The organism is Hydrogenovibrio halophilus DSM 15072 (genome assembly GCF_000384235.1).
Classification (GTDB): domain Bacteria; phylum Pseudomonadota; class Gammaproteobacteria; order Thiomicrospirales; family Thiomicrospiraceae; genus Hydrogenovibrio; species Hydrogenovibrio halophilus.
The window spans coordinates 1,916,345-1,937,611 of sequence record NZ_KB913033.1; the positions used below are offsets into that span (position 1 = coordinate 1,916,345).

Genomic DNA, 21,267 nt, shown 5'->3' on the forward strand with positions numbered 1-21,267 from the left:
ACCGGTCAAACCAGTTGACCCAATGCCAGTGCGAGCAAGGCATAGGCAATCACAGTCAGAATAAGAATCCGCTTGAGACTTCCGCTGCCGGAGGATTCAAAATACAAACGCGCCAGTTGTTGTTTTGATGGCTCTTTGCTCCGGCGTTGAGCCCGGCTGTGATTGATGGTTTTGATCACTTTTTTGAACTGTCTTTGCGCTTTGGGCGGCAAATTGACCTGAATTTTGTGCGCTTCCACCGGGCTGCTGTCGGCCATGCGCACGGCCAGTCGCATCACATTATCGGAATCCAGCTTGGCCAGCTCTTCCTGCAGCTCTGCGCCTTCCAGATTTAAAATGTAATAATCGAACTTTTGATTTTCCATGAACCTGCCGCGAATGCGTTACCAATGAGCCTATGCCCGGACTGTTTCGTTGAGGCACTACCTTAGCAAAATTATGGCCAAGATAGCGGGCAGATTGCAAGGAAATCAGTTCGAAGCGGGCAAGGCCTTCAGGGGTGTCTGGCGATAGCTGGCATCGTTGAGCGCCTGCGGCAACTGAAAATCCTGGACTTTGGTTTCCAGTGCCAACACCTGTTCAATGATGGTGTCAGAGGTGGTGGCGACTTCTTCTACCAGCGCCGCGTTTTTCTGAGTGGACTCATCAATGTCGTCCAGCGCCTCGCTGACTTCGCTGATCCCGTGGGTTTGCGCGCTCAGCGAATCGGTCATTTGATTGGCCATGTCCGCAATCTGTTCAATGTGATGGGTGTTGTGTTCAAAGGCCTTGAGGGTGGTCTGCGACAAGGCCATGCCTTGTTCAATGCTTTGCAGATTGCTTTCGGTGACCGACTTGATGCTTTGCGCCGCGTCGGCCGATCTTTGCGCCAGTGAGCGGACTTCGCCGGCGACCACGGCAAATCCTCGGCCTTCCTCTCCGGCTCTGGCGGCTTCCACCGCCGCATTGAGCGCCAACAGATTGGTCTGAAAAGCAATGCTGTCAATCATTTCGGTCATGCCGGCAACTTCCTGGCTGGCCTGCTGTATCCGCTCCATTGCGTCCACCATTTGTGACACCGTCTGCATACCGGATTGGGCATCGGCTTTGACTGTCTGGGTGGCCGAATTGACACGCTGGGAATGCTGCAGGGAAGTGTCAATGTGCTGGGTGATCAGACCCATTTGCGAAGCGGTTTTTTCAATCAATGCGGCCTGGGATTGCACGCGCTGATTCAAGTCCTGATTGCCGGAACTGATTTCCTTGACCCCGTGAACGGCATGGCTAGAGGCTTCGCGCACATCCCCGAGCATGGTGCTGACATTCATGGCCATTGTGCTGATGTGTTCCTTGAGTTCCAGTAATTTGCCCTTGAACTGGCCTTCGATGTTGTGGGAAAAATTGCCCTGGCTGAATGCCAGAAGTGCCTGGGTTTTGGCATTGATTGCGGTTTCAAGGTTGTCGAGTGATTCGTTCAGGTAGCGTTGAAGATTGGCCAGATCCCCCGGCATGGTGGCGGTGATGCGTTGGGAAAAATCGCCCTCACGCATGGCATGGGTCACGTTACGCACCGCATTGATGGCATTGGCCTGTCCCTGCATGGCCTGGGTCAATCCGTCGACCACATCCTGATATTGTCCCTGATAGGTTTGGGCAGGCGTGTTGTTGGAAAATTGCCCGCGCTTCAGGGCCAGGGCGAGGGTTTCAATGTCATTGAAAGTGTGCGAGATCTGTCTGGCGCTCTGGTTGAAACTCTGGGTCAGAGCGTTGAGGTCTCCGCGGTATTGTCCGTCAATGGTGGTGCCCAACTGGCCATTGGCCTGAGCATCGCTGACTTTTCGGATTTCATTCAGTGCCTGTTGAAGTTCGTCAAACAGGGATTTGACGCTTTGGCTCATTTCAACCAATTCGTTCCTGCCTTTCAACACTTTCCAGCGGCCAAAGTTGCCATGCCTGGCCACATCGGCCACTTGACGGCGCATGGTTTGCAGGGGGCCGACGATGGAGCGGATGATCCAGAAGGTCAATGCAATCAGAATCAGGGAGCCGGTCAGACTGGCCCAGGTCAGTGTCTGTGCATTGTCTTGTGCCTGTTGGCTGAACTGCTCAAGCTGGGCAATGCGCTGGTCTTGTAGGTCGTGAATGATCTGGGTCAGTATGCCATTCCCTTCCTGCGTCAATGCGGCCAGAGACTGGTTGTTGTCTTGGGTGGTTTTCATGAAATCCTTGAGGTCGGCAAAGGCGTCCACATACTGGTTACGACTTTCGATCAGTCTGGTTATCGGGGTGGCGTTCTCTTCGTCTTCTGAGACGTCACCAAAAAGTCCGCCATATTGGGTTTCGGTCTCGGTCTCGGCAGGCTGGGCTGCTTGCAGTTGATCCAGCAGCGGTTGCAAATCGGTTCCCAGCCCCATGTTTTCGAATTGCTGCCACAGCGCCATGTCCTGGGTGGCAATCATTTTGGCGGCCATCAGTTGAGAGCGGTTCATCCGGTTTTCGATCTGTTCAAGCTGTGCCAGTGTCTGGGCATCGACTTGCCCCTGTTGCCGAAAGTCTGTCAGAGCCTGTTTCAGTTCTGCGGCGCTTCTTTCCAGTCCGAACTCAATGGTATCGTGAATGCTTTTCTTCAAAAACACGTAAGAATTGGTGGCTTTTTTCAAGTTGATCAAAACCGCATTCAGTGGGTACAGCTGTTCAAGCATGGCCCGGTTGTCTTCAGGCAGATGAGTGAACTCGATAAAGCCGCTGGAATTGGTTTCAATTTCCGCCCCCAACGCCTGCAGCCGATTTGAAAGGGCGTCGATTTGCCGGTCCACACGCTCGTTGAAAACCTTGTTCTGTTCATTGGAAAGAGAAAGCAGGTAATGGTTCATCGCCTGAATGGTGTTCATAAACCCTTCCTGAAACCGGGTGATGTCAGCCGTCTGGGTTTGCTCTTTGTGCGCCAATTGGCTGCTCTGCTGCTGGGTGGTCTGTGTCATCAGATAGCTGAGGCCGAAAGTGCCCACAAACATCAGAATAAACAAGCCAAGATTGGCCCAGAGGCGCTGGCGGATGGACAGGCGATCAATCATAAACAAACCCCGAAAAGACTGCTAAAATGCCGACTAATTATGCAAAAGGCGTTTGACGTCTGGATGAGGCTTTGATGACAGCCTTGTGACAGAATGGCGAAAAAGGCTTAATTAAACAAAGGATGTTTATGATTGTGACCCATTCCGGTCGGTTTCATGCCGATGAGGTGTTTGCGCTGGCCATGCTTCAGCGACTCGAAAGCAAGCCCGTGGTGCGCACCCGTGACCCAGACGTGATCGGGCAAGCCGATCTGGTGCTGGATGTCGGGGCCGAGTACGATCCGGAACGCGGGCGTTTCGACCATCACCAGAACAGTTTTACCCTGGCGCGTGAGGATGGCACGCCTTATGCCACCGCCGGTTTGATCTGGTCCCATTTTGGTTTGCCCATTCTGGAAAAAACCTCTCTCGAAACCGAAGAGCAAAGGCGCTATGCCCGGCAATGGGTCGACAACAAACTGATCAACGACATCGACGCGGTCGACAATGGCCTCTATGCCGACAGCCCCAGGCCTTCGGTTTCCATGATCATTGGCATGATGAACGCCAGTTCCAGTGATGACGAAGCCCAACAGGCCGAAGCGTTTGAGAAAGCCGTCACTCTGGCCGGTGAAATTCTGACCAACTTTATTAACGCCGCCGTCAAGGAAGCCAGCGCACTGCCATCGCTTCAGGCAGCACTTGAAAAGCTCGAAGATGGGGTGATGGTACTGGACGAAGCCTTGCCCTATAAGGATTTTATCCGCCATTACCCCCAGGTCCGCCGTGTGGTGTATCCCAAAGGCGAAGAAGGCTATGGCGTTTATTGCAACCAGGCGCACAATCACCTGCCGGAACGTTTTCGTGGGCTGCGGGGCCAGGACTTGATCGACGCGACCGGATTTGAGGACGCGATCTTTTGCCACAAAACCGGGTTTATGTGCGTCATGGGCGAATTCGACAGCGCCATGGCCATGGCCAAAACGTAAATTTTACGTTTTCCGCGTCGGTCGGCTTGGTTTTGTCGGCCAAAGGGGCTATAATGCGCCGCATCAAAGAGGGGTGTCTGAGCGGTTGAAGGAGCTCGCCTGGAAAGCGAGTATAGGTGAATAACCTATCGAGGGTTCGAATCCCTTCCCCTCTGCCATACACATCAACGTCAGCGGTCGCTGATGTTCGCGAAAGCCCCGGGAGCTGCGCTTCCGGGGCTTTTTTTATGTCTGCTTAGTATCCGACTCAGTCTTCAATCACATCGCGGTGGGGTTTTTCCAGTGCAATATAAAGACCGGAACCGATGATCACGGCGGCACCCACAAAAGTGAGCAGGTCGGGCCATTCCTGAAACAGCCACCAGCCAAAAAAGACCGCGCCCAGAATTTCCAGGTATTGCAAAGGTGCCAGCACGCTGGCGTTGGCGTGTGTGAAGGCCAGTGCAATCAGTACATGAGCAAACGCCGCCAGTAGACCCAGCAGGCCCAATAATCCCCATTGAGTCAGAGTGGGCCAATTAACTTCGGTCAATGTCAGGGATGCATTTTGTCCCACGCTCATAAAGAGCAACATCAAACCTGCGGCGGTCAGACTGATCATCAGCTGTAAACGCACCGATTTTTGCAGTCCATTTGCGGCTTCGGGCCAGTTTTCGGGATCGGGCGCGTTGCTGAATGCGCGGGTTAGGGTGAGATAACCCGCATACGCAGTTGCAGAGATCAATGGCAGAAGCGTGGCCCAGCCATAGGCTTCAATATTGGGACGAATCACAATGAGGGCACCCACCAGTCCAACGGTGACGGCGACCCAGCGTTTGGTGGTGACCGTTTCGCCAAGGAAAATCTTGGAAAATAGCACTAAAATCAAAGGCTCAACAAAGAAGATGGCAATGTTATTCGCCAGTGGTAAATGCATCAGCCCCCAGAACAAAAACAGAATCGAGATGGCGATTAAACTGCCCAGCCACCAGTCTCTCCTTTTAAGTCCTTGCAGCCAGACACCTTGGTGCCGCCACCATAACCATAATGGAAGCAGCAACAGGCACTGAATGACAAATCGTGATGTTGCGATTTGGCCCACTGAAAGGTTTTGTCCCAATAATTTGGCGATGGCATCGGAGGCTGGAATGCTCATGACCGCAATGGTCATCCAGATCAAGCCGCGCCATTGTGACGTGGCCGGGTTGTTCATGAACGGTTCTGGTAACGACGGATGGCGTGCTGGATGCCTGATAGGCGATAGGGGCCGCGATTATTCACGTCGAATGTGACGTTGTCGGGGTCCTGGGTGGCCGGGTAGTAAAAAGTCAGGTATTGCTCGTAGGTGAGCGGGGTTCTTGCCTGGATCTGTTTTTGATGGCTTCCGCGCATCAGCACCTTTTCATAGCCTGGTTGCACAATGCCGGTCAGAAATTCGGCGACGCAACCCGAGCCGTAGCTGAACAGACCAAAGCGTTTGTGGCTCAGGTCGTCGGGTGCGTTGTCCAGAAACGAACAGAAACCGATAAACAGTGAGGCGCTGTAGCTGTTGCCCAGCACCCGGTTGTATATCTGGCCGGGCTGCGTTTGCGTTTGAAAGGTGTTTTTGGATAAGCGAGCGCCGACGGTTTTGCACAGGGCTTTGTGCGCTTTTTCGGTCATGCGTGAAAACGGAATGTGGTAGCAGAAAGCGTCGATCTGTTCAAAAGAACGACCGGTTTCGGACACAAAATGTTGCCAGGCCTGCTTGAGGCTGTTCAGGTACACTTTGGTCGAATACTTGCCGTCAACCAGCGCCGTGGCACGGTGATTGGGACGCCAGAAATCCATCACGTCTTCGGTAAAATAGCCGGAGCCGGGTTCGATCGCCAGAATCCGCGGGTCGGGCGTGATCAGCATCGCCACCGCACCACAGCCTTGCGTTGCTTCCCCGGACGAATCCACATCGTATTTGGCGATGTCGGCGGCAATGACCAGAATGCGTTCTTTGGGGTTGGCCGTAACCAATGCGCAGGCCATTTGCAGGGCGGCGGTGCCGCCATAGCAGGCGTGTTTGAGCTCGACGGTGCGACAGCGGTTTGAAAGCCCCAGCAGTCCGTGCAGGTAGGCCCCGGCGGATTTGGACTGATCCACGCCGGATTCGGTGGCGAAAAGCACATTGGTGATGCTGTTTGGGTCGATCTGATCCAGAATCGGGCGGGCCGCCTTGGCCGCCAGTGTGACAATGTCTTCGTCCGGTGGGGCGATGGACATTTTTTCCTGGCCGATGCCGACGGTGTATTTTTCCAGTTCAGTGCCTTTTTCCCGGGCGAACGTGTCCAGTCCCAAATAGTAATCGGCCGTGGCAAAATGTATTAAATCGATCCCAACTGTCATTCAGTCCGACAACTTTGATTCTGATGCAAGAGCGCATCGTTTAAAAACAGATTGGACACAGTGGACGCCCCCAGTAAAAACTGGGCGGTGCGAAACGCCAGATGAAACTGCTCAATCACTGCCACGCAGGCTTCGGTGGAGGTCATGGCCGGTTGCAATAGCGGGGCCGCCGTGCCGCAAACATGACCGCCCATTATAACCGATTTGACCATGTCGATGCCATTGCGAATGCCGCCGCTGGCAATAAAGTGTGCCCGGTCCTGAAACGCTCTGGCTTCCAAAAGCGCCTGGGGCGTGGTCAGTCCCCAGTCCTGAAAGGTTTCACCCAGATCGGCTCGCGTGCGTTCGCCGCTGCGCTGGGCTTCGATCCGGCTCCAGGAGGTTCCGCCGCGACCGGCCAGATCAAACCAGTCAATGCCCGCATCCAGCCCCAGTTGAATGTCGGCCGCAGACAGGCCGCAGCCAACTTCTTTCAGAATCACGGGCACGTCCAGCGCCTGATTGAGCTGTCCGATGCGTTCGGCCAGTTTGGAAAAATTGCGATCGCCTTCGGGTTGAATCACCTCCTGCAGCGGATTCAGGTGCAGGATCAGGGCATCGGCCTCCAGGGTGTCCACCATGCGCAGGGCCTGATCGGCCCCAAAGCCGTAATTGAGTTGAATCGCACCCATATTGGCCAGCAAGGGCACGCTGGGCGCGTAGCGGCGTAATTGAAAACTGGTGTCGGCACCGGGGTCGGTGATCAGTGCGCGTTGCGATCCGACCGCCATGGCCGTTTGCGTCTGTTCGGCTGCCTGGGCCAAACGCCGGTTGATCTCTGACAGATTGCCAGAGGCCCCGCCGGTCATCGACGAAATCAGAAACGGAAACGACAGGGTGTGTCCCAAAAAAGATTGGCGGGTATCGATCCGGTCGAAATCGCACTCCGGCAGGGCACGATGGGTCAGCTGAATCGCGTCAAACCCGCTTTGATCGCGTTCGATCAATTGGTCTTTCAGCAGCCAGTCAATGTGGTCCTGTTTGCGTTGAGTGATCTCAGTCATGTTTGCCCGTGGCGTCGGTGTGGGTCTGACGTTCGAGTTTCAGGTGCGCGGCCATGAGTTCGCCGGGATTGGTTTGGGCCGCCAGCAGGGAAAGTTCGCCGCAAAAAGCGCAGGCAGCGGCGATGCAGGCCAGCCGACGGGCATTGTCACCAGCAGGGCGGGCATCCAGACAGCCCAGCTGTTCGAGGTTGGTTTGCACGAAATCCAGCCCCTTGCCATTGCCGACGGTGCCCACAATCAGATTGGGCAGAGTGGTGGAAAAATACAGGTCGCCTTCGGCGGTGACTTCGGCGTGGTTGATGGCCTGAGAGCCTTCGACGATATTGGCGGCATCCTGGCCGGTGGCCAGATAAAAGCCCAGCAGCATATTGGCCACGTGCGCGTTGGCGCTGCGCAGGCTGCCGGCCGCAATCGAGCCGATCAGGTCTTTTTTGATGTGCAGATCCACCAGCGCTTCGGGCGTGGTTTTCAAAAAACGCTGGCACAATTTGCGCGAGATGGTAGTTTCACAGACCACATTTTTGCCGCGCCCCAACAGGCCGTTGACCGCCGAAACCTTTTTATCGGTACACAAATTGCCCGAAATCGACACGTAAGAAAGCGCCGGATACTCAGACAGCACCCAGGGAATCAAGCGGTCGGCGGCATTGGTGACCATATTGTGGCCCGAAGCATCGCCGGTAGTGAACGCCAGACGAATGTACAGCAGCTTGCCGATGATCTGAAAATGGGTGTCGATCAGGATCGCATACTGACTGCTTTCACGCACCAGCGATTGCAGGTCTTCGTGACGGGCCTGCAGCGAATGCATCGCTTGCCGGGCCTCGGCCGCATTCGGCGCTTCCAGCACAATGGAACGGGTCATGCGCTCGTCAATCACCGTCACCCGAATGCCGCCTGCGTGATGCGCCACCCGGGCACCGCGCGCCACCGAAGGCCACAAAGGCGTCTCGTAAGTGGCCATCGGAATCATCAGATCATCGGCGACCACATCGCCGATCAATTTCAGCGGGCCAACCGATTGCATCGGAATCTGCGCAAAAGCTGTGTCTGTATTGTTTGCCATAATGCGGTATTATAGGGGATTTACAGCGCAATTGGACAAGGAGTCCTTGCACAAGATCAAAAACGGATGAAAATCACCGGACCGGAAAGGTTCTGGCTGTTACGATCCGTCTTTTGCGCAAAAGATTAACAACAGAAAGGATGACAACCATGGCCATGGCAACCGCACGACACATTTTGGTAGACTCAGAAGAGGAAGCACAGGCACTGAAGCAGGAAATCGAACAGGGCAAAGCCTTTGCCGAAGTCGCTGCCGAACATTCAAAATGCCCATCCGGTCGCCAGGGTGGCGATCTGGGGCAATTTGGTCCGGGCATGATGGTGCCGGAGTTTGACAAAGTGTGTTTCAGTGCCGACGTCGGTTCACTGGAAGGACCGATCAAAACCCAGTTCGGCTTTCACCTGCTTGAAGTGACCGACCGCACCGAATAAGCGCTTTGGTTTTGATGCAAAGCATGACAAAGGCGGGATCAGCAGACGTTGATTTCGCCTTTTTTAATGGGTTTTTAACCAGGCCTGGTAAAAAAGAAGGGTGCCATCGTATGACTCAGCACGCCAATCATTCGCTTTATGCTCTGTTTCGTATCCTGTTGTTGTGTTTGGGACTGATGACCGCATCGGTATCGCAGGCCGAAACCAAACAGGCCGCCGTGTCCATGCCGGACCGACACAGTGCACAAGTGGCCAGACAGATTTTGGCGCAGGGCGGTCATGCAGTGGATGCGGCGGTGGCGGCGGCTTTTACTCTGGCGGTGACCTATCCCGAAGCGGGCAATCTGGGCGGGGGCGGTTTTATGACGCTCTTTGCCAGCGCCCGAGATGAAGCAGATAAATCAGGCGACGCATCGCCGCAAAGCTGGTTTCTGGATTATCGGGAAAAAGCGCCCAAAGCCGCGGACCAGGACATGTATCTGGACGAGGAAAAAGCGGTGATCCCGTTCCAATCGCTGGTCGGATACAAGGCTTCAGGGGTGCCCGGCACGGTCAAAGGCCTGTGGGCGGCGCATCAGCGTTTCGGGCGGCTGCCCTGGAAGGACCTGTTGCAACCCGCGATTGACCTGGCGCGCAACGGTTTTGTGGTGCCCGAATCGCTGGCCACTACCGCCGACTGGTATCAGGGCTGGCTGGAAGAAAAACTGTCTCCCGCCGGTCAGCCATTGTCCGTGGCCGCCGGGTTTAAGGCTTTTGCCGATCCGCTGCAAGCGGGCAAACGCTGGCGGCAACCGGCGCTGGCAAACACCCTGACGTCTCTGGCCGAACAGGGCGAAGCCGCGTTTTATCAAGGCGTCATTGCTGATCAGATGGTAAAAGCCATGCAGGCAGGCGGCGGTTTGATCACCCATCAGGATCTGGCCGAGTATCAGGTGCGCTGGCGGGAACCGATTCGTGCCGACTGGCTGGACTATGAACTGGTCAGTGCGCCACCGCCCAGTTCCGGCGGGATCGCCATTGCCCAGTTGCTGAAGATGAAGCAATTGCGTCAGGCCGATTTTGACAAAGCACGAAACAAGGGTGACCTGCCGGATATGGCTTTGCGCACCCATTTTTATGCCGAACTGGCCAAGCGGGTTTACGCCGACCGGGCCGAATATCTGGGCGATCCGGATTTTGTTGAAGTTCCGGTGGCACGATTGCTCAGCCATGACTATCTGCAAGAACGCGCTCAGGGCATGGATTTTCAGTCCATTTCCAAAACGGAAACCATCCGCCCCGGTCTGGCCGAATCCACCGATACCACCCATTTTTCCATCATCGATGGGGAAGGCAATGCCGTGTCCAATACCTACACGCTCAATATGCCGTTTGGCAGCGGCGTGGTGATTGACGCGGCCGGATTTCTGATGAACAACGAAATGGACGACTTCAGCCAGAAACCCGGTGTGCCCAATGTGTTCGGCGTGATCGGCGGTGAGGCCAATGCCATTGCCCCGGAGAAACGCATGCTTTCTTCCATGTCGCCGACGATCCTGTTACAGACCGATGCAAACGGCCAAACCAACGTGGCCGCCGTGGTGGGCACGCCGGGCGGCTCGTCCATTATCACCAGCGTGTTTCAGGTGCTGGTCAATGTGTTCGAACGCGGTCTGAGCGCCCAACAAGCTGTGGACACCACACGGGTGCACCATCAGCTGTGGCCCAAAAACGAAATCAAATACCATCCGACTCTGTCAGAAGCCACCAAAGACCACTTAACCCTGATGGGCTATCAACTCAAACAACACGGCTATCTGGGCGATGTGCAACTGATTTCACGCCACAACAACCAACTGTCCGCCGCCGCCGACCAGCGAGGCCGGGGCGTGGCCCAGGTCTGGGAAATGCATGCAGATTGAACGCTGCGGTATTGGTGTGACTGACGGAAAGCGTTTATAATGTATATACACTTTGGTTGTTACAATTATAGAAAGGGGAAAGCCAGATGGAAGCCAAGATTTTTCAATCCGGCAACAGCCAGGCGGTCAGAATTCCCAAACAGTTTCGGTTTGATGGCGACGTGGTTGAAATCTTCAAGCGCGGTGATGAGCTGATTTTAAAGCCCAAACCTCAAAATCTGGGGGCGGTGTTTCAGCTGTTGTCCGAGATGCCAGAAGACTTTATGGCAGAGGGCCGCCCGGAAAATGAAGACGACTTGCCTCAGCAAAGAGAGACGTTCTGATGCAGTACCTGCTGGACACCAATATTTGCATTTACATCATCAAACGAAAACCGCTGGCCGTGCTGGAACGTTTTGAGAAAATGCCTATCGGTGCGGCTGGTATTTCGCTGATCACCTACGGTGAGCTTGAATTCGGTGCCTTGAAAAGCCAGCAATCCCAAAAAGCCCTGGGCATTCTGGATGAGTTGGTGGCTTACTTGCCGGTGTTATCGATGGAAAACGAAGTGGCCGCACATTATGCTGACATTCGAGCCAATCTTGAAGCCAGAGGGCGGCCGATTGGCAACAATGATCTGTGGATTGCCGCCCACGCCCGAGCCCTTGACCTCATTCTGGTCAGCAATAACATCAAAGAATTTGAGCGCGTCGAAGACCTTAAACTCGAAAACTGGGTCTGAAACGCCTTAACTCTCTGCCCGTTTGGAGAAGGTGTCGGTGGCTTTTATTTTTTTCAGGTCCGGGCTGGGGACGCCGTTTTCTTTCAGCCAGGTCAGTTCGCGTTCGCTTTCGCTGGCGTTGAGCATTTTCTGCCAGACGCGTTGCGCCGGTTGCCAGCGGTAACCGCGTTGTTTCAGTGCGTCCTTGAGGTCGAAAGGCGCGCCAGTGGCTTTGATCAGCACTTTCTGTTCGCGCACCGCGGTCAACAGCGCCTGAAACACCGGGTAGGGCGGTTCGCCGACCGATTGACTCAGCAACTGAGTCAGGGCCTGAACGTCATCCAGTGCCCGGTGGGCGTCATAGAAAAATCCGCCCAGTTTCCAGCACAGCATTTCCTGACTGCGCGAACCCACGCCGGCCAGCTCCAGCCACTTGATCTGACGCACCGAGCAGCCCCAGACTTTCTGTTTGAAAACGTCGGCGTAGCGTTCCACAATCGGGCGGTCGAACCCGGCGTTGTGTGCCACGCACAGTTGCACGGACTCGATGTCGGCAATGACCTCATCCCACGGAATTTTATGGCCGCGCACGTCCTCATCGGTCAAGTGCGTCACCTGAGTCACTTCCGGCGGAATCGGTTCTTCCGGTTCGTTGAGAAAGTTTTTGGCGCAAAGCACCCGGTAGAACTGACCGTTGGAATCGAATTCGACCACCTGGTAGCCCAGCTCGATCAACTCGCACTGTTCGGTGTCCAGGCCGGTGGTTTCGGTGTCGATGATGCAGACTTTGTGACGTGAGCCAACGCCCGGCACCTCCGGGGTAAAGTCGCTGGCAGGAGCCAGTCGGTGCAGAACCTGAAAGTCCGGTGATTGGGCCAGTTGCTCGGCCATTTCAGAATAGGAAAGGGTCATAAAGTGTCTCGTGTTTTGAGTGTTTGGGTGAATTTAAAACGACGCAATAATGTTAACCAGGCCTGGTAACTTTGCCATCGCAGCCGGACCCAGGGCGTCAGCCAGGTCTGACGGGCACAGATTTCCCAGCGCAGGCCCGGTTGGGTCAAGCCGCGAACGGGCGTCTGACTGAGATGCGTCTGACGGAGGTGACCGTTTTTCATCTGCCAGCCAATCCGCGGTGCCAGCGTTCGCGGCACATAGCCCAGCAACATTCTGGGGCGCAACAGCCATATCTGGATCGCATGATGATCATAACGGTTGTCGGGTTCGCGTACCAGTACCAAAGGCGCGAAAGGCGCCAGCAATCCCGCTTCCCAGGCCAATTGTGCCTGATAATAACGGGTGCCTTTGACCCGAAGCGTCTCGCAGCGGATATTGGATCCTGTCCCCGGCATCATGGTTTTCACCAGGCCTGGTCAATTTTGTCTGTCGGCGTATCAGGCCGGTTCATTGGGCGGATCGTCATCGGTCAGAGGCGGCACGGCGTCGGCCTGATTCATCGCCTGTTGGTTGCGTTGGCGGCATTGCAGGCACAGATTGAGCAGTTGTTTGACCAGCTCGGCGATTTCCGGTTGATGGGTGGCCTCAAGCAAGTGATTGTAAAAACAGGTGTGGGTGCGGATCATGTCGTTGACCAGTTGATGCGCTTCCACTGGCGTCATCAGGTAATGAGTCCGTTCCATCAGATTGGGCGCGGGGTGGTCGTAGTCCAGATGCGGAATTTCCCAGGGCGGAATGCGCGGCAGCTCCACGTTTTTGAGCGCCTGCAGCACGATGTCCAACTCCTCGCTCAGCGCCGGGCTGAAAGCTTCGAACACTTCGGCGGCGGCGACGTTGTGATGCGCGCGCAAGGCATGGGCGAAAGTGTCGCAGTGATACAGGGTTTCTTCGATCATTTCCGAAGCGGTGGCCACCACCCAGGCAAAGTTTTTGTTGGTGGTTTTGACATGCGGGTGCGGGGCGTTGGTCAGGCTCATAACACCAGCTCCTGTTCAATCTCGTCCAGGCTGTGAGTGGCTTCGGATGCCGGCGCATAGACGGGTTGGTCGGCCTGATAAAAAATGCCGGTATCAAAGCCGTCGCTGGCATGAATCGCTTGCGCCGCCTCCAGTTTGTTGGGCGTGGGTTCGATGTTCAGCGGCCGCATCTGTTTCTGCCAGGCCTTTTGTTCGGGGCGGAAGGTCACGCACGGGCTTTTGATTTCGATCACCGAAAAGCCCTTGTGTTCGATGCCGTCGCTGATCAATTTGGTCAAACCTTTGGGATCGCCGGAAAACCCACGGGCGATGAAGCTGGCACCGGCGGCCAGCGCCACGCCCAACGGATTGAAGGCGGTGATGCCGGTGCCGTGCGGGGCCAGTTTGCTGTGCCAGTCAGGATCGCTGGTGGGCGAGGGCTGGCCTTTGGTCATGCCATAGACTTCGTTGTCCATCACCAGATAGGTCATGTCCATATTGCGCCGACAGGCGTGCAGAAAGTGGTTGCCGCCAATGGAGTAGCCATCGCCGTCGCCACCGGCCACCAGCACGGTCAAATCCGGTCGGGCCATTTTCAGCCCCGCCGCAACGGCCAGTGCCCGACCGTGTACGCCGTGAAAGCCGTAACTGCTCAAATAGGCAGGCAGGCGCGAGGAACAGCCAATGCCGGTGATCATGGCCAGTTCTTCCGGCGGCCGATTCAACCAGGCCAGCGCTTTGGTCAGCGCCCGCAGCACAAAGAAATGGCCGCACCCCGGACACCAGACCGGATGATTCTGCGACAGATAATCGTTGGGTTTGGCCGGACGGACTTCGACCGGCGTCTGATCCAGACGTTCCACCGCCTGAGCCTTGTTCATCTGGGTCTTGGTCGCTTCCGTCATGTTCATTTGCCCTCCTTGGTCAGTCGGCGCAAGGTGCTGGCCAGCTCGCCCGGCGTAAACAGAATCGGACCGGAGCGGGCAATGGATTGGCTGGATTTGGGCAGCGCCTGTTCGCTCAGCAGATAATGAAAAAGCTGGCCACTGGCGTTCTGTTCGACCACAAACACCTGTTGGCCTTTGCAGAGTTGGCGCAGAGTGTTGCTTTGCAGTGGCATCAGCAGGCGCAGACCCAGCAGCGAAAACTGCTCGTCTTTTTTGGCTTCGGCATTGTGGCGGGCCACCGCCTGCTTGCAGGCCTCGAACGAGGAACCCCAGGTGATGATCAAGCGTTTGCTTTTGCTCGCTGGCAAGTAAGTGGCCCAGTCATCGCCGTAGTCGAATTCGGTGAGTTTGCGCGCGCGCTTTTCGGTCTGCGCACTGTGGTCGCTGGCCGATGACGACGGCAGCCCGGTTTCGGTGTGCTCCAGTCCGTCGGCGGTATAGGCCCCGTGTTCCATTCCGGGCTGGGTCAAAGGCGAAATCCCCGAATCGGTCAGAGCATAACGGTGATAGTCGGCTGGGTCATTCGGGTGCGCCAGCAGGCGCGTCAGCCCACGGGTTTCGGCCATGTCCTCAAACGGGCTGGGGTCGCAGATCAGGCGTGATTGGCCCAGATGCTGGTCGGTGGCCAGAATCACCAGCGTTTGCAGGCGCTCGGCCAGCCCCAGCGCCCATTGGGTCACAGGCACACTTTCGCTCACATTTAAGGGCGCGACCACAATGTGCGGCGCTTCCCCGTGCAGCCCATACAGAATCTGGTTGAGATCGCTCTGTTCCGATTTGGTGGGAATGCCGGTGGACGGGCCGCCGCGCATCACCGTGATCACCAGCGCCGGGGTTTCGCTGGCCACGGCCAGCCCCATGGCTTCGGTCATCAGTGCCAGACCGGGACCGGAGGTGGCGGTCATCGACGGCTGGCCGCCAAAGGAGCCACCAATCACCATGTTCATGGCCGCCAGTTCGTCTTCGGCAATCAGCACCTGGCCGCCGCGTTTTTCGATGCGCGGCGCCAGATACTCGACAATGTCGGTCGCGGGGGTGATCGGGTAGGCCGCCGCCAGCTTCAAGCCGCCACGCAAAGCGCCGATGGCGCAGGCTTCGTTGCCACTCAGGTGCCAGCGGGGTTTGTCCGTCGGCTGCCAGTTCTGCAAGGGCGACGGTTTGGCCGCTTCCACCAGCGTCTGCCCCAGTCGCACTGTCTCCATCGACAGCCGGACCGCTTCTTCGCCTTTGCGTCCCAGCGTTTTTTGCAGTGCCTGTTCAATGTGGGTGTCGGCCAGCCCCAGGCGCTGAGCAATCACGCCCAACCCCAGCATATTGATCCGCCCACCCTGAATCTGCTTGAGCGTGGTCATCAGCGGCAAGGGGGTGCAATCGGCCCCGGAATCGACCACGCCCTGTGGTGGCTTTTCGCGGCTGTCGTCGTAGAAAATCTGGGTGTCAGAGGTCAGCGGAATTTCATCGGCAAAGCGCATGAAGTTTTTCCAGTCCAGCGCCAGATGCAGATCGGTGGCTTCGGGCAGGGTTTCAATCGGCTGATCGGACAGATTCAGAAACACCGCCGACTCCCCGCCGCGAATCTGCGGACCGAAACTGCGGGTCATCGCGCCGTAAAAACCAGCCTTGCCAAAGGCTTCCAGCAGAATCAGTCCCACTGTGACTGCACCGGCACCCCCGGCCCCGGAAATGGATACGCTCAAACGGTGATCGGCAGGAATGGGGGCGGGAATCAAGGCCGTGGCTGTCATGGAAATCCTTTCTGGAAAGCGTCCGAAAAACTATAGCAAAGTTTGCCTACAAAAAAAACAAAGTGTCACGCTCGTTCATTTCAGGCGTCATGCCTGTGAAAGCCGACATCGTTCACATCCTTGTGTGCTGATCGGTCAGGTCCGTTCGTGACAGTCAGGTGTCATCGGCTTTGACTTGACCTTTTCAGCGCGACCGCTCAGAATGAATCAAAAAAGGAGGATGACAGCATGGGTTCACAGGTATCGGTTCAATCGAAGCAGGGTGGTCTTCTATCCACATTGGGCAAAATCCCCTGGATGTTGCTGGTTGTCGGCTTTCTGATCGCGGCGCATGTGATGCAGATTTCGCTGGAAGGCACGCCCGGTTACGTCTTTATCGGCGTCGCCATTGCGGTTTTGTTTATCGAGATGTTCAAATCCGGCGACATCAGCGCCATGGCTTTTCTGCTGGACCAGTTCTGGGCGGTATTGAACGTAGCGTTGGCCAGTGGTTTGTTGACCTTCTTGTATTTTGTCGAAGGGGTGCAGCCGCATTTTTACCATTGGGCCGGGTTTGCGATCATTCTCGCCGACGCGCTGCTCAATCCGTTCAATGCCTTCCGCATGGCATTGCGTAACTTTGACGTGCAGGGGTAAACCATGTCACGGACCCACTGGATCGTTGGCGGGGCCTTGCTGATGGCGTTGAATCTGACCGGTTGCGCCAGTTACGACGCCGAAAAAGCCAAGGCCGAAGCCGAACGCAAAGCCGCTCAGGAAGAACGGGCCGAACGCTCGCATCGCCAGATGGATCGGGCGTTGGACAAACCCTCTTCTCAATGAGATGGCCCTTTCCACCCCGACAGGAATGACCTGAAGCATGTGGCAGCGTTTCAAACAATCCCTCGGCCCCAAATCGATCCAGGCCACCAGAGCGCCCAAAGGCCGTGGCGGGCCGGTCCTGACTCTGTCGCATCCGCTACCAAATTCGCAAAACTGGCCAGCGCACCCCAGTGTCTGTGCCGAATCGGGTCGGGCGTTTTTTCAGTGCAAACCCACTCGCCGACGCGGATCGGTCGCGCTCAAAGTCACGCCCGAACGCATTACCTTTCTGGTGCCGAATGTTCTAAGCAAAAAACAAATGGCCACCACCTTTGAAAATCACCAGGCCTGGTTGTTTTCCAGTCTGCATCAGCAATTACAGCGCTTGCAGCAACAACGCCAACAAAGCCCGTTTCACCTTCAATGCGACCATCCCTTCGCGTTGCTGGGCGAAGAGTGGACATGGCAACTGACGCCCTGCGACAAGATCCAAGTCCACCCCAAAGCCAGCATCGACTGGACGCAACGCCACTGGAAAGTGCGCGCCACCCCGGCCGATGTCGCCACCATCCAACAAGCCTTGGGCACTGACCCAACCCGCCTGCCCGAGCGCTTGCAAACCGTGTTCAGAAAACTATGTCAGGCCCGCCTGACTCAATGGCTGTCAGAAACCTTGCCAGACAGAGCCGCACAAATCGGCGTGCAACCCACAGACTGGCAAGTTAAACACTACCGCGCCCGATGGGGCAGCTGCGATCACAAAGGCCGCGTCCGCTTCCACTGGGCCATCGCCCTGATGCCGGAATCCGTCGCCGATTATGTACTGGTCCACGAACTCTGTCATCTGATTCACTTTGATCACTCCAGACACTTTTGGCAGCAGGTCGCCCAACACAGCCCAAACTTTCAGGAAGCAGAACGATTTCTAAAACGGGAAGGCGCTGGGTTGATGTGGGTGTGAGGCTGGCATGACTCTAACTCCTGAAACTGAACATTTATTTGTATATGAAAAAAATATTGTTTTAACATTTATTTATATGCGTTGTTATATTTATTAATATAATTAACCAAAAAAAATAACAATAATAAAAAACAAATAATGATAAAAATTAAATTTAAATGAGGTTAAAATGTTAGGGGTTGATTGGGCAAAATTGTTTACTAGTCTGATTTCATCATTAGGTGCTGTTTTTGCTGTATATAAACTTTGGTTTCAACGAAGGCTAGAGGACTACAAAAGAAAGTTAGAAAATAATAGTAAGTTGTTCGAAATAGAGATTGAATTGTTGAAAGAAGTAAGTGTAATCAATATTAAAGCACAGAATCCCCAAATAAACATTCGTGTTCAGCCACCAGTATATGAAGCATTCGCCAGTAAGCATTGCGAATACATTGATGGCCTAAATTGATTGAATGAAAGTTATGCATTTGTTTTGACACTAGAACTGCGCCATAAGCTGCAAGAATTGATTGCTAGGCTTGAGCGTTACACTGGTTTGGTAGAATCTTGTAAATCACGAAACACAACCTACGAAATGGGAAAATATTGTGTTTACGAGAACTTTAGTAAAGAACAGACTCAAGAAACTACATCGGTAATGAACGAGTTTGATGCATTCTTTCAGCTTATTCAGCGAAAGGTGTTCAAAACAGCGGGAAGAAATGAAATTTAAAATGTGGTTAACGGGGCCGCTGCACTGTCCCCATTACCAACGGCGTTATGACTGAGGTGATAAAATTGAGTGAGATGTTTGAAATAGCCTATGCGGCTGCATCGAATAGGCTATGCTTTTTTACGGGAACAGGATTCTCCAAGGCAGCTTCAGATAATTCTGCACCGAGTTGGCAAGGTCTTCTCGAGGAAGTTTGTGAGCTACTTCCAAACGAGGATAGTTTGAAAAACGGTTTGTTCCCAGAAGGGAAGAGCAGCCCCTTGAGCCTAGAAGAGGCTGCTCAGGTGATTTCAATTGAACTAAGTTCGTATGGAAAAAGTATTCACGAAGAGGTTTCTAAAATAATTTCACGAATTAAACTAAAAGGCGACAATGACCATCTGAGTGAATTCTTCTCATCAAGAGCATTTAGGGTTGTTACGACCAATTATGATAAGCTCGCAGAAGAACTAACATCTGATAATGAGTGCCACTCAATAGCCCCTGGGTTGCCAATCCCCAAGTCACCCGCGAGTGTGAAAATCTATCATGTCCACGGATCTATAGATTCTCCGCACAACATGGTTTTAACTTCTGATGACTATTTTAAATTTATCAATAATCATTCTTATTTTTCGAGAAAGTTAAGCACAGTTTTGCACGAGAACACTGTTGTTATATTGGGTTATTCTCTTGGTGATACAAACCTAAAAGCAATAATGAGCGACTATAAAGGTTTCTCAAAAAGCCATGTTGTGGGGGCTAATATTTTTCTCGTAGCAAGGTCTTTAGTGGATCAACATGTAAAAGACTATTATTCTCATTGTTACGGAATAAGGGTCATTGATAACTTGGATATCTATGATTTTTTTCAAGAGTTAAATGAAAAAATTCCACGAGTGGAACGGATTGTTGATAAATCGATAAAGCATATTAGGAAGGTAATTTATGATGAGCGGTCTTTCAAGAAAAGTTATCTTAGTCTTGAAGACTCTTTTTCAAAAATAATTTCTTCGCTATCGGCGGAAGGCTTAAGCTTGGAAAACGAAAGGGTAGTTGAAGTTCTTGGAGAAATTATTGATGCTAAACGGGAACTAACTACTGAGAACAATGCCTGGGAGCAATATGTGCATTTTGCAAAGTGGCTTATTTACTTGGGAACGATTTTTGAGATAGAAGGAACATCTATCGAAAAAATATACTTGAATGCTGTTTTGAGATCAATGCAAACAATGAGCAAGAGTTTAATAATTGGATATTCATGGCATGCCTATAAAGCATGGAATGCTAGATGGCCATCTATAATTTCATCGAATCGCTCGTTGATTCGTAAATATATTGAAGAAAAAACAAATGATGTAGATGCTTTAGCTGTAGTGAATAGTATTTAGGGACCATAAGAAGTGTCATACCAATGCAGGTACGGTGCGCCCTTTACATTGCGTCTGCAGGCTACATTCCAAGAACGCGCATGCTACAAGCGTTAGCTGTCTCTATACTGATGGAGGAATTTCATGAACTTTAACTCTTTTTATGCGGATATTCTAGCCACACTGATTGGTGGTGTGGTCTTGGCTGTTTTATTCTTTTGGTTCAGAGAAAAGGTCGTGCCCTTGCCAAGGATAACTGGGCGCTGGTATTTCGAGATGCGCACAGTTGATACTTCTTACAAGCCCTACGATAACATGATCCTTAGATACGTCACTATCCTCTGGCGCGAAGGTAGCCGAGTTGAAGGAACGGTTGAGAAAACCTATGAAAATTCTTCTACCGGAGAACGAGACTTTGTTGGAACGAATCGTACTCGAGGTAAGGTCGAAGGTTACATGGAAAAAAACTATTTCGGTAAGGATAAAATTTTTTTGCATGTAGTCGAAGATGGTCATGGGCGCGAGTCCACAAACTTCTATGAACTCGTGGTGGATTCAAATTTGGTAATGGAAGGTACATTTAGTTCAATGGTAGCTAACCAATCAGGCACGGTTAAATGGCAAAGAAGCAAGTTCTAAACTTTCTGTTTTGGGTGCTGGTAATCCCCCTAATAGTTATTTCTCGATGGTTTGAGAAAATGTCATCAGAGAGGTTCCGGACTGATCTGGAGCAATGTCTTGATGTCGTAGACCAGTTTAAGGAGTCCGTGCCATACCCGTTTGTTAGAGTATTGATTGAAGCCGAAGATCATCGTAACGCATATCACTTCGGTGTTGACCCAATCGGAGTGCTTCGTGCTGTATGGGTTTGGCTAATTTATGGACATACTCAGGGTGCAAGTACTATTGAGCAGCAGTTTGTTAGGGTAGTGACAGGCCGTTATGAACGTACTGCAGTCCGAAAGTTACGAGAGCAGTTGTTGGCCATAGCCATCGTTAGGCATCGCCCAAAGAAATCAATTGCATCGGCCTATTTGGCAATTGCATTCTTTGGTAGTGGCTGTGTTGGCCTAGATGGGTTGAAGTCCCACTTTGGGCACCGCTTCCATAGTGCTAGTGCAAAGCAGGCGCTTCGCTTTGTAACTCGACTTAAATATCCTCGTCCTCTTCAGCCAAGTGCGCGCTGGCACTCTAAGGTCAATGCGAGGTGTGAGGCTATTTGGTTACGCCGCGATTTAGGGGCTAACAAATCATTACAGCGGACGTTCAAAAAAGATGGGATTTCCTTTTTTGGGACTAATTGAGAGAAGTGCATAATGTTTGGG

24 protein-coding genes and 1 tRNA gene are annotated in these 21,267 nt (G+C 53.5%); 14 read left to right on the top strand and 11 right to left on the bottom strand.

What is annotated here, in order from left to right; translation table 11 throughout:
- Positions 1 to 5: 5 nt before the first annotated feature.
- Together A377_RS0109215 and A377_RS0109220 are read right to left on the bottom strand one after the other, a co-directional pair.
- Positions 6 to 365 carry a hypothetical protein gene (locus tag A377_RS0109215; protein ID WP_019896045.1) on the bottom strand — a complete coding sequence of 120 codons (360 nt, stop codon included), beginning with the start codon at positions 363 to 365 and terminating at the stop codon, positions 6 to 8.
- A gap of 105 nt (positions 366 to 470) precedes the next feature.
- Entirely contained in the window at positions 471 to 3,053 is a 2,583-nt protein-coding gene (locus A377_RS0109220; protein ID WP_019896046.1) for a methyl-accepting chemotaxis protein, read from the bottom strand.
- A 128-nt stretch (positions 3,054 to 3,181) separates the two neighbouring features.
- Here A377_RS0109220 and A377_RS0109225 point away from each other — a divergent pair, with 128 nt between their 5' ends.
- Positions 3,182 to 4,021: an MYG1 family protein gene (locus A377_RS0109225; protein WP_028485436.1), complete on the top strand. Its 840-nt coding sequence runs from the start codon at positions 3,182 to 3,184 to the stop codon at positions 4,019 to 4,021.
- A gap of 67 nt (positions 4,022 to 4,088) precedes the next feature.
- A tRNA-Ser gene (locus tag A377_RS0109230) sits at positions 4,089 to 4,179 on the top strand.
- Between the two features lie 89 nt (positions 4,180 to 4,268).
- Here the strand turns inward: A377_RS0109230 and A377_RS0109235 are convergent.
- From A377_RS0109235 to A377_RS0109250, 4 genes are read right to left on the bottom strand one after another with little or no spacing between them, the layout of a single operon-like run.
- A complete protein-coding gene (locus A377_RS0109235; protein WP_019896050.1) occupies positions 4,269 to 5,213 on the bottom strand; it encodes a DMT family transporter in 945 nt (314 codons plus the stop codon).
- Positions 5,210 to 6,376 carry a hydroxymethylglutaryl-CoA synthase gene (locus A377_RS0109240; RefSeq protein ID WP_019896051.1) on the bottom strand — a complete coding sequence of 389 codons (1,167 nt, stop codon included), beginning with the start codon at positions 6,374 to 6,376 and terminating at the stop codon, positions 5,210 to 5,212. The genes A377_RS0109235 and A377_RS0109240 overlap by 4 nt, the downstream gene beginning before the upstream one ends.
- The gene (gene fni, locus A377_RS0109245) at positions 6,373 to 7,419 is read right to left on the bottom strand and encodes a type 2 isopentenyl-diphosphate Delta-isomerase (protein ID WP_019896052.1); all 1,047 of its coding nucleotides are present in this window, start codon (positions 7,417 to 7,419) and stop codon (positions 6,373 to 6,375) included. Before fni ends, A377_RS0109240 begins: the two co-directional genes overlap by 4 nt.
- On the bottom strand, positions 7,412 to 8,485 hold the full coding sequence (locus A377_RS0109250) for a hydroxymethylglutaryl-CoA reductase (protein ID WP_019896053.1): 1,074 nt from the start codon (positions 8,483 to 8,485) through the stop codon (positions 7,412 to 7,414). The genes fni and A377_RS0109250 overlap by 8 nt, the downstream gene beginning before the upstream one ends.
- Before the next feature lie 149 nt (positions 8,486 to 8,634).
- On the opposite strand from A377_RS0109250, the gene A377_RS0109255 reads away from it, so the two are divergent.
- From A377_RS0109255 to vapC, 4 genes are all read left to right on the top strand, one after another.
- Positions 8,635 to 8,916, top strand: coding sequence for a peptidylprolyl isomerase (locus A377_RS0109255; protein WP_028485437.1), 282 nt, complete (start codon positions 8,635 to 8,637; stop codon positions 8,914 to 8,916).
- A gap of 110 nt (positions 8,917 to 9,026) precedes the next feature.
- Positions 9,027 to 10,817 carry a gamma-glutamyltransferase gene (gene ggt / locus A377_RS0109260; RefSeq protein WP_019896055.1) on the top strand — a complete coding sequence of 597 codons (1,791 nt, stop codon included), beginning with the start codon at positions 9,027 to 9,029 and terminating at the stop codon, positions 10,815 to 10,817.
- 86 nt (positions 10,818 to 10,903) lie between these two features.
- Positions 10,904 to 11,140 carry an AbrB/MazE/SpoVT family DNA-binding domain-containing protein gene (locus A377_RS0109265; RefSeq protein ID WP_019896057.1) on the top strand — a complete coding sequence of 79 codons (237 nt, stop codon included), beginning with the start codon at positions 10,904 to 10,906 and terminating at the stop codon, positions 11,138 to 11,140.
- Positions 11,140 to 11,538: a type II toxin-antitoxin system tRNA(fMet)-specific endonuclease VapC gene (gene vapC / locus A377_RS0109270; protein WP_019896058.1), complete on the top strand. Its 399-nt coding sequence runs from the start codon at positions 11,140 to 11,142 to the stop codon at positions 11,536 to 11,538. Before A377_RS0109265 ends, vapC begins: the two co-directional genes overlap by 1 nt.
- Before the next feature lie 6 nt (positions 11,539 to 11,544).
- Here the strand turns inward: vapC and A377_RS0109275 are convergent, their stop codons facing one another.
- From A377_RS0109275 to A377_RS0109295, 5 genes are read right to left on the bottom strand one after another with little or no spacing between them, the layout of a single operon-like run.
- A complete protein-coding gene (locus A377_RS0109275) occupies positions 11,545 to 12,429 on the bottom strand; it encodes a 3'-5' exonuclease (protein ID WP_019896059.1) in 885 nt (294 codons plus the stop codon).
- Positions 12,426 to 12,869, bottom strand: coding sequence for an HIRAN domain-containing protein (locus tag A377_RS0109280; RefSeq protein ID WP_019896060.1), 444 nt, complete (start codon positions 12,867 to 12,869; stop codon positions 12,426 to 12,428). The genes A377_RS0109275 and A377_RS0109280 overlap by 4 nt, the downstream gene beginning before the upstream one ends.
- Positions 12,870 to 12,908: 39 nt before the next feature.
- Entirely contained in the window at positions 12,909 to 13,448 is a 540-nt protein-coding gene (locus A377_RS0109285) for a hypothetical protein (RefSeq protein WP_019896061.1), read from the bottom strand.
- Positions 13,445 to 14,338: a 2-oxoacid:ferredoxin oxidoreductase subunit beta gene (locus A377_RS0109290; RefSeq protein ID WP_019896062.1), complete on the bottom strand. Its 894-nt coding sequence runs from the start codon at positions 14,336 to 14,338 to the stop codon at positions 13,445 to 13,447. The genes A377_RS0109285 and A377_RS0109290 overlap by 4 nt, the downstream gene beginning before the upstream one ends.
- Positions 14,335 to 16,119, bottom strand: coding sequence for a 2-oxoacid:acceptor oxidoreductase subunit alpha (locus A377_RS0109295; RefSeq protein WP_019896063.1), 1,785 nt, complete (start codon positions 16,117 to 16,119; stop codon positions 14,335 to 14,337). The genes A377_RS0109290 and A377_RS0109295 overlap by 4 nt, the downstream gene beginning before the upstream one ends.
- Positions 16,120 to 16,347: 228 nt before the next feature.
- On the opposite strand from A377_RS0109295, the gene A377_RS0109300 reads away from it, so the two are divergent.
- From A377_RS0109300 to A377_RS12840, 8 genes are all read left to right on the top strand, one after another.
- Entirely contained in the window at positions 16,348 to 16,755 is a 408-nt protein-coding gene (locus tag A377_RS0109300; RefSeq protein ID WP_019896064.1) for a hypothetical protein, read from the top strand.
- A 3-nt stretch (positions 16,756 to 16,758) separates the two neighbouring features.
- Positions 16,759 to 16,941, top strand: coding sequence for a hypothetical protein (locus A377_RS13140; protein ID WP_019896066.1), 183 nt, complete (start codon positions 16,759 to 16,761; stop codon positions 16,939 to 16,941).
- Between the two features lie 37 nt (positions 16,942 to 16,978).
- The gene (locus A377_RS12835; RefSeq protein WP_019896067.1) at positions 16,979 to 17,881 is read left to right on the top strand and encodes a M48 family metallopeptidase; all 903 of its coding nucleotides are present in this window, start codon (positions 16,979 to 16,981) and stop codon (positions 17,879 to 17,881) included.
- A gap of 169 nt (positions 17,882 to 18,050) precedes the next feature.
- The gene (locus tag A377_RS0109315) at positions 18,051 to 18,329 is read left to right on the top strand and encodes a hypothetical protein (protein WP_019896068.1); all 279 of its coding nucleotides are present in this window, start codon (positions 18,051 to 18,053) and stop codon (positions 18,327 to 18,329) included.
- A complete protein-coding gene (locus A377_RS13145) occupies positions 18,330 to 18,593 on the top strand; it encodes a hypothetical protein (RefSeq protein ID WP_157760818.1) in 264 nt (87 codons plus the stop codon).
- Between the two features lie 74 nt (positions 18,594 to 18,667).
- Complete coding sequence (locus A377_RS0109325) at positions 18,668 to 19,963, top strand: SIR2 family protein (RefSeq protein ID WP_245546853.1); 1,296 nt, start codon at positions 18,668 to 18,670, stop codon at positions 19,961 to 19,963.
- 123 nt (positions 19,964 to 20,086) lie between these two features.
- Complete coding sequence (locus A377_RS0109330) at positions 20,087 to 20,581, top strand: hypothetical protein (protein ID WP_019896071.1); 495 nt, start codon at positions 20,087 to 20,089, stop codon at positions 20,579 to 20,581.
- The gene (locus A377_RS12840) at positions 20,560 to 21,246 is read left to right on the top strand and encodes a transglycosylase domain-containing protein (protein ID WP_019896072.1); all 687 of its coding nucleotides are present in this window, start codon (positions 20,560 to 20,562) and stop codon (positions 21,244 to 21,246) included. The genes A377_RS0109330 and A377_RS12840 overlap by 22 nt, the downstream gene beginning before the upstream one ends.
- Positions 21,247 to 21,267 lie beyond the last annotated feature (21 nt).